14 protein-coding genes are annotated in these 15,590 nt (G+C 55.6%); 8 read left to right on the forward strand and 6 right to left on the reverse strand.

Features of this window, described 5'->3' with window-relative positions; genetic code table 11:
- The 4 genes from C4520_20995 to hflC all read left to right on the forward strand — a co-directional run.
- A partial coding sequence (locus C4520_20995) for a hypothetical protein (protein RJP14823.1) occupies positions 1-504 on the forward strand: 504 nt, incomplete at its 5' end.
- A gap of 278 nt (positions 505-782) precedes the next feature.
- The gene (locus tag C4520_21000; protein ID RJP14824.1) at positions 783-2,474 is read left to right on the forward strand and encodes a glutamine--tRNA ligase/YqeY domain fusion protein; all 1,692 of its coding nucleotides are present in this window, start codon (positions 783-785) and stop codon (positions 2,472-2,474) included.
- 304 nt (positions 2,475-2,778) lie between these two features.
- Positions 2,779-3,762, forward strand: a complete 984-nt coding sequence (hflK, locus tag C4520_21005; GenBank protein ID RJP14825.1) for an FtsH protease activity modulator HflK — start codon at positions 2,779-2,781, stop codon at positions 3,760-3,762.
- Positions 3,759-4,736, forward strand: a complete 978-nt coding sequence (gene hflC / locus C4520_21010; protein RJP14826.1) for a protease modulator HflC — start codon at positions 3,759-3,761, stop codon at positions 4,734-4,736. The genes hflK and hflC overlap by 4 nt, the downstream gene beginning before the upstream one ends.
- Before the next feature lie 311 nt (positions 4,737-5,047).
- On the opposite strand, the gene C4520_21015 is transcribed toward hflC, so the two are convergent.
- The gene (locus tag C4520_21015) at positions 5,048-5,566 is read right to left on the reverse strand and encodes a hypothetical protein (GenBank protein RJP14827.1); all 519 of its coding nucleotides are present in this window, start codon (positions 5,564-5,566) and stop codon (positions 5,048-5,050) included.
- Between the two features lie 259 nt (positions 5,567-5,825).
- Here C4520_21015 and C4520_21020 point away from each other — a divergent pair, with 259 nt between their 5' ends.
- From C4520_21020 to C4520_21035, 4 genes are all read left to right on the forward strand, one after another.
- The gene (locus C4520_21020) at positions 5,826-7,091 is read left to right on the forward strand and encodes an ABC transporter substrate-binding protein (GenBank protein ID RJP14828.1); all 1,266 of its coding nucleotides are present in this window, start codon (positions 5,826-5,828) and stop codon (positions 7,089-7,091) included.
- A gap of 67 nt (positions 7,092-7,158) precedes the next feature.
- The gene (locus C4520_21025) at positions 7,159-8,028 is read left to right on the forward strand and encodes a sugar ABC transporter permease (protein RJP14829.1); all 870 of its coding nucleotides are present in this window, start codon (positions 7,159-7,161) and stop codon (positions 8,026-8,028) included.
- A complete protein-coding gene (locus C4520_21030) occupies positions 8,028-8,858 on the forward strand; it encodes a carbohydrate ABC transporter permease (GenBank protein RJP14830.1) in 831 nt (276 codons plus the stop codon). Before C4520_21025 ends, C4520_21030 begins: the two co-directional genes overlap by 1 nt.
- Before the next feature lie 17 nt (positions 8,859-8,875).
- Positions 8,876-9,946, forward strand: coding sequence for an ABC transporter ATP-binding protein (locus tag C4520_21035; GenBank protein ID RJP14831.1), 1,071 nt, complete (start codon positions 8,876-8,878; stop codon positions 9,944-9,946).
- Positions 9,947-9,967: 21 nt separating this feature from the next.
- Here C4520_21035 and C4520_21040 read toward each other — a convergent pair whose 3' ends face one another.
- From C4520_21040 to C4520_21060, 5 genes are all read right to left on the reverse strand, one after another.
- Positions 9,968-10,336 carry a DUF488 family protein gene (locus C4520_21040; protein ID RJP14853.1) on the reverse strand — a complete coding sequence of 123 codons (369 nt, stop codon included), beginning with the start codon at positions 10,334-10,336 and terminating at the stop codon, positions 9,968-9,970.
- 16 nt (positions 10,337-10,352) lie between these two features.
- Positions 10,353-11,495 carry a CBS domain-containing protein gene (locus C4520_21045; GenBank protein RJP14832.1) on the reverse strand — a complete coding sequence of 381 codons (1,143 nt, stop codon included), beginning with the start codon at positions 11,493-11,495 and terminating at the stop codon, positions 10,353-10,355.
- A 47-nt stretch (positions 11,496-11,542) separates the two neighbouring features.
- Complete coding sequence (locus C4520_21050) at positions 11,543-12,286, reverse strand: DUF72 domain-containing protein (GenBank protein RJP14833.1); 744 nt, start codon at positions 12,284-12,286, stop codon at positions 11,543-11,545.
- Between the two features lie 55 nt (positions 12,287-12,341).
- Complete coding sequence (locus tag C4520_21055) at positions 12,342-13,706, reverse strand: nicotinate phosphoribosyltransferase (protein ID RJP14834.1); 1,365 nt, start codon at positions 13,704-13,706, stop codon at positions 12,342-12,344.
- A gap of 124 nt (positions 13,707-13,830) precedes the next feature.
- Positions 13,831-15,489, reverse strand: a complete 1,659-nt coding sequence (locus tag C4520_21060) for a long-chain fatty acid--CoA ligase (protein RJP14835.1) — start codon at positions 15,487-15,489, stop codon at positions 13,831-13,833.
- Between the last annotated feature and the right edge of the window lie 101 nt (positions 15,490-15,590).

The following is a 15,590-nucleotide window of genomic DNA, read 5'->3' on the forward strand; positions in this document are numbered from 1 at the left end:
CTCAAGCTCGAGGACAGCCATGGGCAAGAGCGCCTCATCTCCGCGAAGTTCATGTGCCCCTACGACGGCTTCTCCTTCCCTGAGGTAGAACCGCGCCTCTTCTCGTTCAATTCGCCCTACGGCGCCTGCCCGTCCTGCAACGGCCTCGGCACCAAGCATTACTTCGGCGACGAGCAGTGCGAGTCCTGCAACGGCGCACGCCTGCGCGCAGAGGCGCTTCATGTGTTCCTCGGCGGAGATGCCGAGGCGAACGGCTCGGAAGCTAAAGAAAAGCGCGGCATGAATATCGTCGAGAGCACGTCGCTCTCGATTGAGGATGCCTACGAATTCTTCTCGTCGCTGAGGCTCTCAAAGCAGGACCAAGAAGTCTGCGGGCAAAAGTTCGGGCCGTTTCCTTCGTGTACTAGTGGAGAATCTCTCTCTTCTCCCCCTGCTCCCGGATCCCCCGTGGTGAAATCTCTTCCATTCGCGTCTATTGGCGTTCATTCGCGGTTACAGAAATGAACAGAGCTTTCACGCGAGACGCTGATTTCACTGTGTTCAACTTGACTGACCCCCTCAGGATGATCCCGCGAGGCGCGGGACTTCGCTACGCTCAGCCACCATTGGGACAGAAAGAATGTCTGTTCATATTCTTGAGCTTTGTGGATGCTCCTTTGCGGGCGTGGCTCACACGCTTCGCGGCTTTACGCGAGGCAAGATTTTAGATCCGGCGGCAGATGCCTTTGCGAGGCAACTGAGTTAGATAGTATAATGAGAGTGGACTTGTGAAAGGATAACAAATGAATGAAGAAAGAAACGGCGCCGGTATTGATTTCATCCGGGCCATCATCAACAAGGACAATGAAACCGGCAAGTATGGCGGCAAGGTTGTGACGCGGTTTCCGCCCGAGCCGAACGGCTACCTGCATATCGGTCACGCAAAGAGCATCTGCCTGAATTTCGGGCTCGCCATCGAGTACGGCGGTCGCTATCACCTTCGCTTCGACGACACGAATCCATTGAAGGAGGAAGAGGAATATTTCGAGGCGATCAAGAAGGACGTTCGCTGGCTTGGCTTCGACTGGGGCGAGCACCTCTATTATGCCTCGGACTACTTCGACCAGCTCCACCAGTGGGCAATCAAGCTGATCGAGGACGGCAAAGCCTACGTGGACGATTTGAGCGCCGACGAAATCCGCGAGTATCGCGGCACCCTGACCCAGCCCGGCAAGGAAAGCCCGTACCGGAATCGGTCGGTCGAGGAGAACCTCGATCTGTTCGAGCGAATGAGACGGGGCGAGTTCGAAGAGGGCGCCAAAGTGGTTCGCGCCAAGATCGATATGGCGTCGCCGAACATCAACATGCGCGACCCTGTGATGTACCGAATCCTCAAGGCGCCGCACCACCGCACCGGCGATAAGTGGGTGATCTATCCCTCATACGACTGGGCTCATGGCCAGTCCGACTCCATTGAGGGCATTACCCACTCGATCTGTACGCTCGAGTTTGAGGACCACCGCCCGCTCTACGATTGGTTCATCGATCAGCTCGGCATCCACCATCCCCAGCAGATAGAGTTCGCCAAGCTCAACTTTACGTATACCATGCTGAGCAAGCGGAGGCTGTTGCTCCTGGTCAACGAGGGAATCGTCGACGGCTGGGACGACCCCCGAATGCCGACTCTGTCGGGATACCGCCGCCGCGGCTACACTCCCGAAGCGATCCGCGATATGGTCGCCAAGGTCGGAGTGTCCAAATCCAACTCAACGGTCGACATCGCCTTGCTCGAACACTGCCTGCGGGTGGACCTCAACCGGCGCGCTCCAAGAAGAATGGCCGTGCTCGACCCGCTCAAGGTGGTCATCACCAACTACCCGGAGGGCGCTGGCGAAATGCTCGACGCAATCAATAATCCCGAGGACGACTCCATGGGCGCCCGCCGGATTCCGTTCTCAAGAGAGATCTACGTCGAGCGCGAAGACTTCATGGAAGACCCGCCAAAGAAGTTCTTCCGGCTCGCTCCCGGCCGCGAAGTCAGGCTGCGCTACGCCTACTTCATCAAGTGCGACGAAGTGATCAAGAACGACTCCGGCGAGGTCATCGAGCTTCGCTGCACATACGACCCTGCCACCAAAGGCGGCGATTCTCCCGATGGCCGCAAGGTCAAGGCCACGCTCCACTGGGTAAGCGCGCCGCACGCCGTGGACGGCCAGGCCCGGCTTTACGATCACCTGTTCTCCACAGAGGATCCTTTTGAAGGCGGGGAAGATAAAGAGTGGAGGAACAACCTGAATCCGAATTCGAAGATTGTAAAGAATGGCGTCAAGCTCGAGCCGTCGCTCAAAGACGCAAAACCCTTCGAATTCTTCCAGTTCGAGCGCAAGGGCTACTTTTCGGTGGACCCCGACTCGACGAATGAAAAGCTCATTTTCAACCGAAGCGTTGGATTGAGAGATACCTGGGAAAAGATCAAGAAATCAAATCAGGAGTAGGGGCAGGTTTTTCCGCGCAACTGCAGCCAAAATCCCCTCACCCCAGCCCTCGCCCTTAAGGAGAGGGCTTTGAAAACCAAGATGCCGAAGATGAACTCGTCGTTCAGCAGAGCGAAAATGAGTTGTTCTATCCTATCCCTAAGGGAGAGGACTCAGGTGAGGGGGATAGTTCACCCAATAGCGTCATAAGTGCGAATAAACATGCTGCTGTGGGCTCAGGTGGCAGCCTTGAAGCATTTTCAGATGTATGTTACAATAACGTGCAATGGGCACCCGGCGACCACATAGAGGCGAAGCGTTCGACATGGACGACTTTCGCCGCGAACTGACCATCCACATCTCCCCTCCGAAAATCGTTGCCGGCGCGCTCGCGGTTCTGCTCGTCATCTGGCTTATCTTCGGCGGGCCCTTTTACATCGTCGGGCCGGACGAGGAAGGCATCATTCAAACCTTCGGGAAATATACCTCCTCGACTTCGCCTGGCTTCCATTTCAAGTTTCCCTGGCCGATTCAGACGGTCAAGCTTCCGAAAGTGAAGGAAATAAAAAGGATCGAGATCGGTTTCCGCACGATCCATCAGGGTCCGCCGGCCCAATATCACGACGCCACCAACGATCCCGCGATGTTAAAGGAAGCGCAGATGCTTACCGGCGACGAGAACGTGGTCAACAGCAGCCTGATCGTGCAGTACAAAATCAAGGACGCCGTCGCATATCTTTTCAATGTGAAGGACCAGGAGGCGACGCTCCACGATCTGGCCGAGGCGGCCGAGCGACAGGTGGTAGGCAACCGCCCGATCGACGACACGCTGACGACCGGCAAAACCGATATCCAACTCGAAATACTTGAGAAAATTCAGGCAATGGCCGACCAGTTCGGCCTCGGCGTCACAATCACCGCGGTCCAGCTCCAGGACGTGCAGCCGCCGGCGCAGGTGGCCGCCGCTTTCAAAGATGTCGCCACCGCGAAAGAGGATCGCGACGGCATCATTAACAACGCCCGCGGATATCAGAATGAGAAGATTCCGCAGGCGCGTGGGAAAGCGGCGCAGATCTTGAGGGAGGCCGAAGGCTACGAGCGCGAGCGCGTGGCGAAGGCCGAGGGCGATGCGGCGCGCTTCCTCTCACTGGCAGAAGAGTACAAGAAAGCGCCCGCCGTCACCAAGGAACGGCTTTACCTGGAGACCATGAAGTCGGTGCTTCCCCGCGTCAAGAAGGTGGTCGTGGATGACGAGGCAAGCATCATCAACCTGAATCAGTTGAATCCGGCAACCGGAGGAACGAAATGAGCAGGGCATGGATTGCAGCCGCGGCGGTTGTGCTGATTCTTGTGGTACTGCTCGGAAACTCGTTCTTCATCGTCGACGAGACGAAGCAGGCGGTTGTCACCCAGCTCGGCGAGCCGGTCGCCATTATTCTGGGATCGCTCCCGGCGGAGCAGCGCGCGGAATTGGAGAGGGCGATTCGGGAGTACGAGCAGGACTCGCGAAGCAGCATCGCTGTCAAGCAGGGCGCCGGCCTGCACCTGAAAATCCCGTTCCTCCAGCAGGTGATCCTCCTGGAGGATCGCATACTCGAATACGATTCCGAACCCACCGATATTGTTACCAAGGATAAAAAACACCTGCTGGTCGACAACTTCGCGCGCTGGCGCATCGACAATCCGCTGTACTTCGTTCAGGCGGTGCGCACCGAGAACGATGCGCGGTCACGGCTCGAAGACATTATCTATTCGATCCTCCGCGAAGAACTCGCCAAGAGCAACTTGATCGAGATCGTGCGCACCGACAACAACGTGCCCGCCCTCAGAGAAAAGATTGAGACCGGCCGCGAGACAATCATGAACGCGGTCACCGCGAAGGCGAACGAGCAGATGAAAGAACTGGGGATCGAGATTCTCGATGTCCGCATCAAACGGGCAGATCTCCCGAAGGAAAACCTCGAAGCCGTCTTCAACCGGATGAAGGCCGAGCGCTCCCGCATCTCGAAACAGTATCGGTCCGAGGGCGAGGAGGAGGCCTCCAAAATCCGCGCCGAGACCGACCGCGATATCATCATAACGCTGGCTGAAGCGTACAAAGAAGCGGAAACGACCAAGGGAAGAGGCGACGCCAAGGCCGCCGCCATTTACGCCAACGCCTACTCATCCCACGCGGAATTCTATCAGTTTCTCCAGTCGCTCGAGACCATCGAACAATCGGTCACGGCCAACGACCAGCTTATCATCAGCACCAAGGGCGGCGTGTACCAGTTTCTGAAGTGAATCCCGCCTTCTCGAGATGATTTCTTTTCTTGCAAGGTTTCTGCGGGTGATCCCGTTTTTTAAGAGCCAGCCCTCAGTCGCCGACGTGCTATGCCCCCTTTAAAGAGCTCATCCAGCGCGTCGTGGAATATTTCTCAGTTGCAATCTTCCGCCGAAGCCGTCGATGGTCTTCAGCGCCTGGACATCTCCTTTGTCAATGACTTTCTGTTTTGCTTCTATCGACGCTGGCAGAGCAGTCCACGCATGAGGAAAAGCGGTTCTAACAAGAAAAGCGGCGGAGAACATTTACGACCGGAACTTGAATTCCTGCTCTAGAGCGTGAGCAGCGATTCCACTTTCAGGCCCGAATGACAGCATTCGTTCTCGCCACGGCTCAAGTCGACGACGACTATGATGCCGTCAACCTCGCAGCCGTGCGCCCGGAGGATGTTGCATGCTTTCATGCACGCGCCTCCAGTTTCGATAATATCATCGACAATGACCACGCGCCACCCTCGCTCGAGACGACCCTCGATCGGCTGGTGATCGCTGTTTTCGCGCGAATCCAGCCGGACAAAGAAACCATTGATATTGTACCAGTGGGCGTACACGTAAAGGATAGCCGGGCCAATAAGAAAACTTCCGCCGACGCCATGCGAGCCGACGGCCTTGATGCTGGGGTGGTTGCGCAGGATTAGGTCGCCGATTTCTCCAATGACATCATAAAGCAGCTCCGGCCGTCCCATCATCCCCTTGACGTCCACAAATGAACGTCCTCCGTCGCCGGTGTCTCTGCGTACGATGAACTTCTGTATCTCCTCTCTCCAGTCCATATTTACCCCCTTCGCCATCAGGAACGATGGGAGGTTCAGCCACTTCTTGTTCTTTCGGCTAACAGGTTATCAAGGGTTGACATATTATAGCAAAGGCTTGTTCCTGATTCAAAGCTGCTCTCGATTTCTGAATTTTTGATGCGATCTTCCCCATAATCGATTGGAAAAGCTGTTTCAACCTTGACATAGTTCAATCTCGATTGTTAATCTGTAGAGAGAGCAGGACGATCAATGTCCATTTACCGCACAATATCCTTCACAAGCCCGAAGGGAACAGATGAATAAACTGCTCTTGCCCGCCATCCTCATACTAATAGCCTTGCCTCTATCTGCCGGCTGTTCGAAACAGGAAACCGAAACCGTCACAATCAGTTTCCTCGATGCCGAAGACAAGAGCGGCGCATGGGCCGAAGTCATTGAGCGTTTCGAGGCGGCGAATCCGGGAATCCGCGTCAATCTGATTGAAGGGCCGGCCTCGACGGACACCCGGCGCAGCCAATATGCGGCCGCCCTGCTGGCGGGGGATTCGACTTACGACCTCATCTACCTTGACGTTATCTGGGTCGCGAAATTTGCGGAGGCGGGATGGCTGGTCCCGCTCGATGAAAGATTTTCGCCGCGAATGCGCGAAAACTACCTCCCCGGCGATATCCAGGCATCCGTTTATAACGGAAGCATCTGGCGGGTCCCCATCCGTTCCGACGGCGGCATGCTGTACTACCGAAAAGACCTCCTGGAGCGCGAGAATATCAGTCCTCCTGAAACGTTCGACGAACTGGTCTCGGCCTCCAAGAAGTTGCAGGATCCGCCGGACCTGTGGGGATTGATCTTCATGGGAAAACAGTATGAGGGGCTGACGTGCGTGTTTCTGGAGATTTTGCGCGGGTTCGGCGGCGACGTCATCGGGCCGGAAAACGACTGCCTGCTTGACGGCCCTGAATCCATTTCGGCCTTCACCTGGATTCATGATGTTGTTTTCAAGCATCGCATCGTGCCGGAGGCGATACGAACGTATGAGGAAAACGAGACGCTGGCAGCCTTTATATCGGGCAGGAGCGTGTTTATGCGAAACTGGCCGTATGCATGGAAAGTGTGCCAGGAGGAAGGCTCCGCGGTTAAAGGGAAAGTGGGCATAATCCCTATGGTTCATTCATCCGAGGAGTCCTCATCGGCAACATTGGGAGGATGGGGATTCGGCATCTCAAAATTTTCACGACACAAGGATGAGGCCTGGAAATTCGCCTCGTTTGCCTCCAGTACCGATGCACTCAAGATCTTTGCCCTCAAACAGGGGGGTGCGCCCTCATTGAAGCCCTTGTATAAGGACGCCGAACTCTCGGCGCTCAACCCGCATTATCCGCAACTGTACCGGGTGCTGCTGCATGCCGAACCGAGACCGGTCAAGCCGCAGTATGCAGAAATCAGCGACGCGATTCAGCGACATGTAAGCGCGGTTCTGACGAGGATGGAGACGCCGGAACAGGCAGCCAGCGACGCAACTGCCGAGATCGACGCCATCTTGCGGCGGGGCCCGGGCAATTAGCGGCCGGAGAACGCGCTTTTGCGGGAGCGCAGCGCAGCCGGCCGCAAAGGAGGAATAGCCGTCCCGAATGATTACCGCCCGCCTCAGGAAAATGCACCCTGATTTCCCCTTCCTGTTCACGATCGTGCTTCCGGCGCTTCTGATGTGCGCATTCGTATTCCTGTATCCCGCGGTTCTGGCGGTGCGCGCCTCCATTTTCAGCAGGAGCGGACTTTCCTTCAATCACTATTCGCATTTGCTGTCGGACAATCTGTTTTTCAGAAGCCTCCTGCGCACGTTCCTCTTTGCGGGCATTTCCGTATCGATTGAATTTGTTCTCGGATTCGTCATAGCGATTTTGCTCGCGGCAGAATTGCGCGGGCGCAGTTTTTTTCGTGCCGCTCTGCTGATACCCTGGGTGCTTCCGCCCGCAGTCATGGGATTCGCCTGGCGCTGGATTTTCTATGAAGAGTATGGGATCGTCAATGACCTGTTGACGCGACTCGACATAATCGAGACAACCATACCCTTTCTTGCCGACCCGCGATGGGCGTTCGGGACGCTCGTCTTTGCAGATGTGTGGAAGACTGCTCCTTTTGTCGGTATCATCCTTTTGGCCGGGCTGACGGTCATTCCGCGCGACCTTTATGAGGCCGCCGCGGTCGATGGCGCCGGAGTAATTCGTCGGTTTTTTCTCGTGACTCTGCCGATGCTGGCGCCGTACATCCTCACCGCGCTTCTGTTCCGGCTGGTTCATACCCTCGGCATCTTCGATCTGGTGTGGGTGCTGACGGGCGGCGGCCCGAGCAGCAGCACCGAGATGGTGTCGCTCTACATTACCAAGGAGACGTTCGCCTTTCTGAACATCGGCTACGGGGCCGCATTATCGGTGACTATGTTCGCGATTGTACTGTTGATTGCGGCCACTGTCTCATTCCTCTCGATGAGGAGGTTCTGATGCGAAAAGGAATGCGATTTCCTGCGTATGTGCTCGTTACGGTCCTCGTCGCCTTTTCGCTCGCTCCCTTCATCTGGGAGGTATCAACGTCGCTGAAACCTCAGCACGAAGTAATGCAGCTTCCGCAGACAATCCTGCCGCGGCAGCCGAACATCGAAAATTACGAGGGAATATTCGAGCGGCGTCCCTTCGGGCGCTACATCCTCAACAGCGTGATGGTTGCGTCGGTTTCCACCGTTCTGGCGTTGGCCGCCGGCGCGCTGGCCGCCTACTCGGTTGCGCAGACGAAGGCCAAGTGGCGAGTGACGCTGATGCTGCTGTTCCTGCTGCCGGGAATTTTACCGCCTATCCTCTTTCTCGTCCCCATTTACATTTTCTTCAGTTCGCTGCGTCTAACCAACACCTACGCCGGCCTGATCCTCGTGCACGGCGCGTTTCACATCAGCATCGTTTTTTGGGTTCTGGAAAATTTCTTCGAGCGCTTCCCGCGCGACCTGATTCATGCGGCCCGTGTGGATGGCTACTCGCATATAGGAGCCTTTGTGCGGATTGTTCTCCCGCTGGCGGCGCCGGTGGCCGTGACAGCCGGACTGCTGGCGTTTATTTTCTCATGGAACGAGTTCCTGTTCGCTTTGCAATTGATCAGTCGGGATGAACTCCGCGTGGCGACGGTGGGCATCTCGATGCTCTCGGGAGCAAGCATTTACGAGATCCCGTGGGGACAGATAGCGGCGGCGGTCGTCATCACAAGCCTGCCGGTCATCGCCGCCGTTTTGATCTTCCAGAGAAAAATCGTCTCCGGTTTGACCGCTGGAGCGGTAAAGGAATAGGTGCTTCAGGATTTCCCATGGCGTTTGTCGAGATAGAAAATATTTCAAAATCGTTCGGGAAACAGAAGCGGGTGCTTGAGGAGATCTCGTTTCAAGTTCCCGATCATACCTTCTTCACGCTTCTCGGGCCAAGCGGCTGCGGCAAGTCCACGCTGCTCAAAATAATAGCCGGCCTGGAAGTTCCGGATCGAGGGACGGTTCGCATCGCGGGACGCGACGTGACGGAGTTGTCGCCGGCGAGACGGAACATCGCCATGGTTTTTCAGAGCTACGCCCTTTACCCGCACCTGTCGGTCTTCCGCAACATAGCGACTCCTCTCAAATTGAGGAGGGTCCCTCAGAGAGAAATCGAGCGGCGGGTGAGAGAGACGGCCGAGCTTCTCCGGATAACGGAACATTTGGAAAAGCGGCCGGGCCCGCTCTCAGGCGGAGAACGCCAGCGCGTGGCGCTGGCGCGCGCGCTGGTGCGCGAACCAGAGGTCTTTCTGATGGACGAACCCTTGTCGAACCTCGATGCGCTCCTGCGCGAACGGACGCGAGTCGAGTTGAAGATGCTGTTTTTAAAGTTGAGGGCGACCGTCATCTACGTAACGCACGATCAGGTCGAGGCAATGGCGATGTCGGATGTCATCGCCGTTCTGAACGAGGGCCGCATTCAGCAGGCGGGCCCGCCGATGGATATCTATGGCAGGCCGGCCAACGAATTCGTTGCCGGTTTTGTAGGAAGCCCGCGCATGAATTTTTTCGCGGTGAGCATCCGGAATCGGAAAATACATTTTGAAAAGGGGCAGACCGTTCCCGTGCCGCCACAATTTCGGGCGATCAGCGAATTGCCCGAACAGGCCGCTTTGGGATTCAGGCCGGAGGATGCGCGGCTGGAAGAAGGTGGAATGGAGTTTACGGGCGAGATACGAGCCGTCGAGGAGCTCGGGCCTCAATCAGTTATCGTGTTACATACAAGAGAAGGCGACGCAAGGATTGTACTCGCCGCCATGACGAAGAAAAGCGGGCCGCTGAAATTTTCTGTGCCCCATGAAAGGATTCATCTGTTTCGAAGACCGGGCGGGGAGTCCGTGAGACCTGCGTAAGCGCCTGAATGAGGCCTCTGATTATCGTTTTCGAGCTACAGCGCCCTTCCCGGACAAAAACTCCTTCAGTGCTGCGGCATTATTGAATCTTTCTTCCTTCGAGCCATAGACGAGGGTGACGGCGCCTTTTTCAGCCTCCTGCCGTATCGGTTCGAGAACATCGCCTTTCGCAGCGAGTTCTTTCAAGTACCGCCTCTTGAATGCGTCCCATTTAGCGGGTTCGTGATTGAACCATTTTCTTAATTCACTGCTTGGAGCCGCCTCCTTCAGCCACAGATCAATGCGCGCGTTTTCCTTCTTCAATCCTCTTGGCCACAGCCTGTCGACAAGCACCCGAAAGCCGTCGTCGTTGCCGGGAGCCTCATACGCTCTTTTCGTCCTGATGTCCATAAGGCGCTGCTTTCGATCAGATCTGATTGCCTTCGTCATTCAGCTCTATCTTGAGCGAGAGGAACCTCATCAAGTCTTTCAGCGAAATCACACCGATCAGTTTTCCGTCCTCTACCACGATCAACCGGCTCGAGCCGGTTCTATTCATCGTTGAAAGCGCTTTCATCGAGTCCTCGTTGGGCCCAATGGTATTCTGGGGAGAGCAGGTGTGAACATACTCGGACACCTGGTGACGCGCCCATTCCTCGCGTGGTATCTCCTTTACCTCTTTTGTGGTGATGCACCCGACAATGGTGCTGTCTTCGACCACCGGAAACATTTTGTAGTGGTACCGGTAGATGTAGTTCTCAACAAGGTCATCGATTGAGGTTTCCGGCGTGACCGTGATCGGGTGCGGCTGCATGAAGCGCCGGACCGGCTCACCTTCGAGCGCCTGTCGTGTCATCAACTGCTGATAGGACATATTAGCCGCATTGCGCAGAAACATCCCGATCAGAAACCACCAGATGCCGCCGATCAGGTTTCCGGCCAGCAGGCTGAGCACGCCGAGGATGATCAGCACCAACCCGAAGCCCGAGCCGATCTTGGCGGACGTTCGGGTAGCCCACCGGATGTTCTTTTTCCAGCTCCACAGGCCGGCCCTCAGCACGCGCCCTCCGTCGAGCGGAAAAGCGGGTACAAGATTGAAGGCGGCGAGAATCCCATTGATCAGCCCGAGATAGTTGAAGATTCCGTTGACGTACATCGGCCAGTTCGCGCCAACGCCCAGAAAGTAAACCGCATAGAAGAACAGGGCCAAGAAAATGCTTGAAAGCGGCCCTGCAATCGCCATGGAAAACTCGGCCTTCGCGCTCTGGGGCTCTTCGGACATTTCCGCCACACCCCCGAAAATAAAGAGCGTTATTCCCTTCATCGGAAGCCCGAATCGTCGCGCCACCAGCGAATGCACCATCTCATGAAAAACGATCGAAAAGAACAGTCCGAGAGCGCCGATAACGCCCATGGTCCAATATGTTCCGGCAGAGAACCCCTTATACCGGAATGGAAACAGGCCGGCGGCCAGCGACCACGTCACCAGGAATGCGATAATGAGCCAGCTCAGGTCCGCCTTGACGGTAAACCCGAACAGTTTAAACAATTTAATGCTCTTGCCGAACATGGTTACCTCCTTTCTTTTCTTCTGTAATCGCCGCAATGAATCTTCATCTATTTCCCCACCAACTTCTTTCTTAATGTCTGCGCGTTGAAAACGGCGTGTGCGGCGAAATCATTATTAAAATAGGCGTAAATATCGCGCTCCTTCTTTCTTGTCTCCGATTCCAGCCAGTCCGCCCACCTCTCGAGTTCCCGGTCAGAATAACTCCCCTGCGACTGTTCGCTGCCGTGGAACCTGACATAGGTGACAGGACCGATTGCTCGCCACGGTATCTGCAGGCCGCCCTTATCATGAACGCAATGGCCGACATTGTATGCTTCAAGGAGCGCAAAGGTTTGATCGTTGATCCATCGCTGGTCCCGAAATTCGACGACATGAATGAGATCCCGCGGAAGTAGCTTCAATAGGCTCTCGAAACGATCAAGATGGCAACTGAAGTTCGGGGGGAATTGGTATAAAATCGGGCCAAGGTGCTCCTTGAGAAGGCGCGTTCTCTTTAGAATCAGGGAAACCGAATCTTCGACATCCTTTAATCTCCTGATGTGCGTGATATACCGGCTCGCTTTCACGCTGTAAACGAACCCTTCCCTCGCTTTCGCCGCCCACCCCTCGAACGTTTTTTCCTCAGGCAGGCGATAAAACGTGTTGTTGATTTCAACCGTATCGAAAGTCCCGGAATAGAATTCGAACCATCGTTTCTGCGGCAGGTCCGCGGGATAAAACTCGCCTTTCCAATGCGGATAGCTCCATCCCGAGCATCCAACGAATATATTTCGACCGTTTTTTCTCACTATTTAATACTGTCCTTGATGGGAAATTTCGGCAACCAGCCGCCAAATCATGCGGCAGTCAGGAGAGAACCTGCTCCTTGAGCCGCTGAGCCACCTGCTTCATCTGTTCTCGCAGCCGCTCGCTTTCGCGAACCGTGTATTTGGCCGGATTTTCTATTGTGGCTATAGGTGGAGGGAGCGAGCCAAGGGATGTCGCGCATCGGGAACGAATGGCGTCCAAGGATTCGTCGAACGTTCTCTTGCCCATCTCCATCACCTTATGCAGCAGGGGAACTGCGTCAGGGACAGGGTCTTCAGAGCGCAGCGCAATAACGTCCTCATCAAGACGTCCATCGCGGTCGAGAAAACGGTATACCTGTTTTTCGGCGGGGAGCGTGACCTTGCCTTCGCTCAATTTGAGAACGGGCCGTGCATCGTATTCAACCAGTTTATAGGCCATATCGACATACGGGGAATCCTTCGAAACACCCATATTTGTGCCGACGCCGAACCCGTCGATTGGGGCATCCTGCCTGAGCACGTCGCGTATCTTGTATTCATCGAATCCGCTGCTGGCGATGATCATTGAATCAGAAAGGCCCGCCTCATCGAGGATCTCGCGCGCTTTCTTGCTCAGATCGGCCATGTCGCCGCTATCGAGCCGGACGCCCCTCATGGTCTGCCCGCGTTCCTTCATCTCGCGACCCACGACACACGCTTTCTTCACGCCGGAAAGCGTGTCATACGTGTCGACCAAGAGAATCGTGTTGCGGGGATGGCTGCGGGCGAAGGCGCGGAAGGACTCGATCTCGTCTTCAAAGGTAGTGACGTAGGAGTGGGCCATGGTGCCGCTGATCGGAATGCCGTAAAGCTTGCCGGCGAGCACGTTGCTGGTCGCATCAAAGCCGGCGATGTAGCTGGAGCGCGCCACCAGAAGTCCTGCCTCGGAGCCATGCGTTCTTCGGAGAGAGAAATCGACGAGCGTCTTCCCGCGGGAAACGGCCATGCATCGCGCCGCCTTCGTGCAAATCAGCGACTCCAGATGCATGATATTGATGAGGCGGGTCTCCAGAAGCTGCGCTTCGATGATCGGCGCGGTCACCTCGAGGATCGGCTCGTTGGCGAAGAAGAGTTCGCCTTCTCTCATTGCACGAATGTGGCCGGTAAATCGAACTTCTCGCAGGTACGCAAGGAAATCTTCCGGAAACATTCCGGTCGAGCGCAGGTATTGAATGTCATCGGCTGTAAATTGAAAATTCTCGACGTATTCAAGCGCGTGATGGAGTCCGGCGGCGACAAAGTAACCCCAGTTGTGCGGATAAGTGCGGACGAACAGGCTGAACGTCGCCGGCGCAAACATCTGCTCCCGAAAATAGCTCGACGCCATGGTGAGCTCGTACAGATCCGTGAAGAGGGGGGAAAGTCGGTTCGGGATCTCGCTCATTCGCCTGCTATCTGTCCGGATTGGGTTTCCAGCGAGCGCGCCGGCTCTGCTAATTTTCAAGAGAACACGCGCACAACACCCTTGCAAGCTGCGCGTTTCATAAAGGCGAATTCAGGGACTGCGCCTATTTCTTGTCCCTTTTTGCTTTCGCCAACTCTTCCGCCCTGAGCTCTTTGCGCAGAATTTTTCCGACCGCCGTTTTTGGCAGCTCCGTGCGGAACTCGATAATTTTTGGCACCTTGTACGGAGCCAGATTTTCCTTGCAGAATTTGGTGATCTCTTCGGCGGTGGCTGTTTCGCCGGGACGCAATACGATGAACGCCTTCACCGTCTCGCCGCGATATTCATGAGGAACGCCGATAACCGCCGCTTCCATCACTTTCGGATGCTGATACAGCACCTCGTCAACCTCGCGCGGATAGATATTGTACCCGCCCGCTATAATGAGGTCTTTTTTTCTGTCCACGATATAGAAGTAGCCGTCTTCATCCATGCGAGCGATGTCGCCGGTCAGCAGCCAGCCATCCTTCAGTTGCTGTTCGCTTTCCTGCGGCTTGTTCCAGTAGCCGAGCATCACCTGCGGCCCCTTGATGATCAATTCGCCTTCGGCGCCGGGCGGCAGTTCTTTTTGCCAATCATCGGGATCAACGATTTTCGAGTCAGTGTCGGGGAAAGGAATGCCGATGCTGCCCGGTTTGCGGACGCCCAGAATGGGCGTCGAATGCGTCACCGGAGAGGCCTCGCTCAGGCCGTACCCTTCGGTCATCGAAATCCCGAGAGCGGTTATCCCGTTAATGGTCTCGATGGGGAGAGGTGCGGAACCGGAATTGAACAGCGCCACTCGCTCCAGACCCGCCTCGGCGGCATTGGGATGGTTCAAGATCGCGGTGAATAACGTAGGCACGCCGGGGAAGTAGGTGATGTCGTGTGTCATGAAAGCGTTCAGCAGGTCGTCGATATCGAACCGGGGAATCAACACCATCTTGGCGCCGCTGAACATGCCGGCATTCATTCCGCACGTCATACCGTAAGAATGGAAGATCGGGATAACGATGAGGTACACTTGCTGGTCGCGAGGCATCAACTCCGTCGCCCACAGCCCCACCTGGACCGTGTTCGAGACGATGTTCTTGTGCGAAAGGGTCGCTCCCTTGCTCAGACCGGTGGTGCCGCCGGTGTACTGCAGAACGGCCGGCTCATTGATGTCGATATCGACGATCGGCGGCAGCTTGCTTTCGCCCTTCTTCAATAGATCAAGAAAACCGTATTCGCCGCCCGCGAGGTCTTCGTATGGCGCCACATTCTCGAGCGGATCGGGAACCATAAAGTCGAGGACCCGTGTCACAATCGTGTTCTTTACACCGGTTTTCTCCTTGACGTTCCTTATTTTCTGAACGTGCATGTCGATGCAGAAGACGGTTTCCGTTCCACTGTCGTTTAACTGGTGCTCCAATTCCCGTTCGGTATAGAGAGGATTCACGTTGACAACGATTGCGCCAATCCGTAGGGTTGCATAGTAGGCGATGATGATCTGCGGACAGTTCGGGAGCATCACCCCAACGCGGTCGCCTTTCTTGATTCCCATTTCCGCGAGGCTGGAAGCGAGTTGATTGACAAGGACCCGCAGCCGCCGATAGGTCAGGGTCGCTCCATAGAAATCGGTGGCGATGCCGTCCTTGTATTTGGAAGCCGCGAGATCGAGCAGAAAATGCGCCGGAACTTTGGGATACCGGATGGTATTCGGGACAAAATAATCATAATGCTGATACCAGGGTTTTTCCATTATACACCTCGAAGAATTTAGGAACCGTTCGTCTTAATTTGGGGCAAAAAGGACAGCCAAAATTCTATCATATTTCCTGCAGAAGGAAAAGCCTTTATAAA

Source organism: Candidatus Abyssobacteria bacterium SURF_5 (assembly GCA_003598085.1).
Lineage (GTDB): Bacteria > Abyssobacteria > SURF-5 > SURF-5 > SURF-5 > SURF-5.

What these genes read in the sequence shown, in the direction of transcription:
- C4520_21015 (RJP14827.1), bottom strand. Translation starts at nt 5,566, where the DNA reads ATGGCGAAGGGGGTAAATATGGACTGGAGAGAGGAGATACAGAAGTTC.
- C4520_21020 (RJP14828.1), top strand. Translation starts at nt 5,826, where the DNA reads ATGAATAAACTGCTCTTGCCCGCCATCCTCATACTAATAGCCTTGCCT.
- C4520_21035 (RJP14831.1), top strand. Translation starts at nt 8,876, where the DNA reads ATGGCGTTTGTCGAGATAGAAAATATTTCAAAATCGTTCGGGAAACAG.
- hflK (RJP14825.1), top strand. Translation starts at nt 2,779, where the DNA reads ATGGACGACTTTCGCCGCGAACTGACCATCCACATCTCCCCTCCGAAA.
- C4520_21000 (RJP14824.1), top strand. Translation starts at nt 783, where the DNA reads ATGAATGAAGAAAGAAACGGCGCCGGTATTGATTTCATCCGGGCCATC.
- C4520_21040 (RJP14853.1), bottom strand. Translation starts at nt 10,336, where the DNA reads ATGGACATCAGGACGAAAAGAGCGTATGAGGCTCCCGGCAACGACGAC.
- C4520_21060 (RJP14835.1), bottom strand. Translation starts at nt 15,489, where the DNA reads ATGGAAAAACCCTGGTATCAGCATTATGATTATTTTGTCCCGAATACC.
- C4520_21030 (RJP14830.1), top strand. Translation starts at nt 8,028, where the DNA reads ATGCGAAAAGGAATGCGATTTCCTGCGTATGTGCTCGTTACGGTCCTC.
- C4520_21055 (RJP14834.1), bottom strand. Translation starts at nt 13,706, where the DNA reads ATGAGCGAGATCCCGAACCGACTTTCCCCCCTCTTCACGGATCTGTAC.
- hflC (RJP14826.1), top strand. Translation starts at nt 3,759, where the DNA reads ATGAGCAGGGCATGGATTGCAGCCGCGGCGGTTGTGCTGATTCTTGTG.
- C4520_21045 (RJP14832.1), bottom strand. Translation starts at nt 11,495, where the DNA reads ATGTTCGGCAAGAGCATTAAATTGTTTAAACTGTTCGGGTTTACCGTC.
- C4520_21025 (RJP14829.1), top strand. Translation starts at nt 7,159, where the DNA reads ATGATTACCGCCCGCCTCAGGAAAATGCACCCTGATTTCCCCTTCCTG.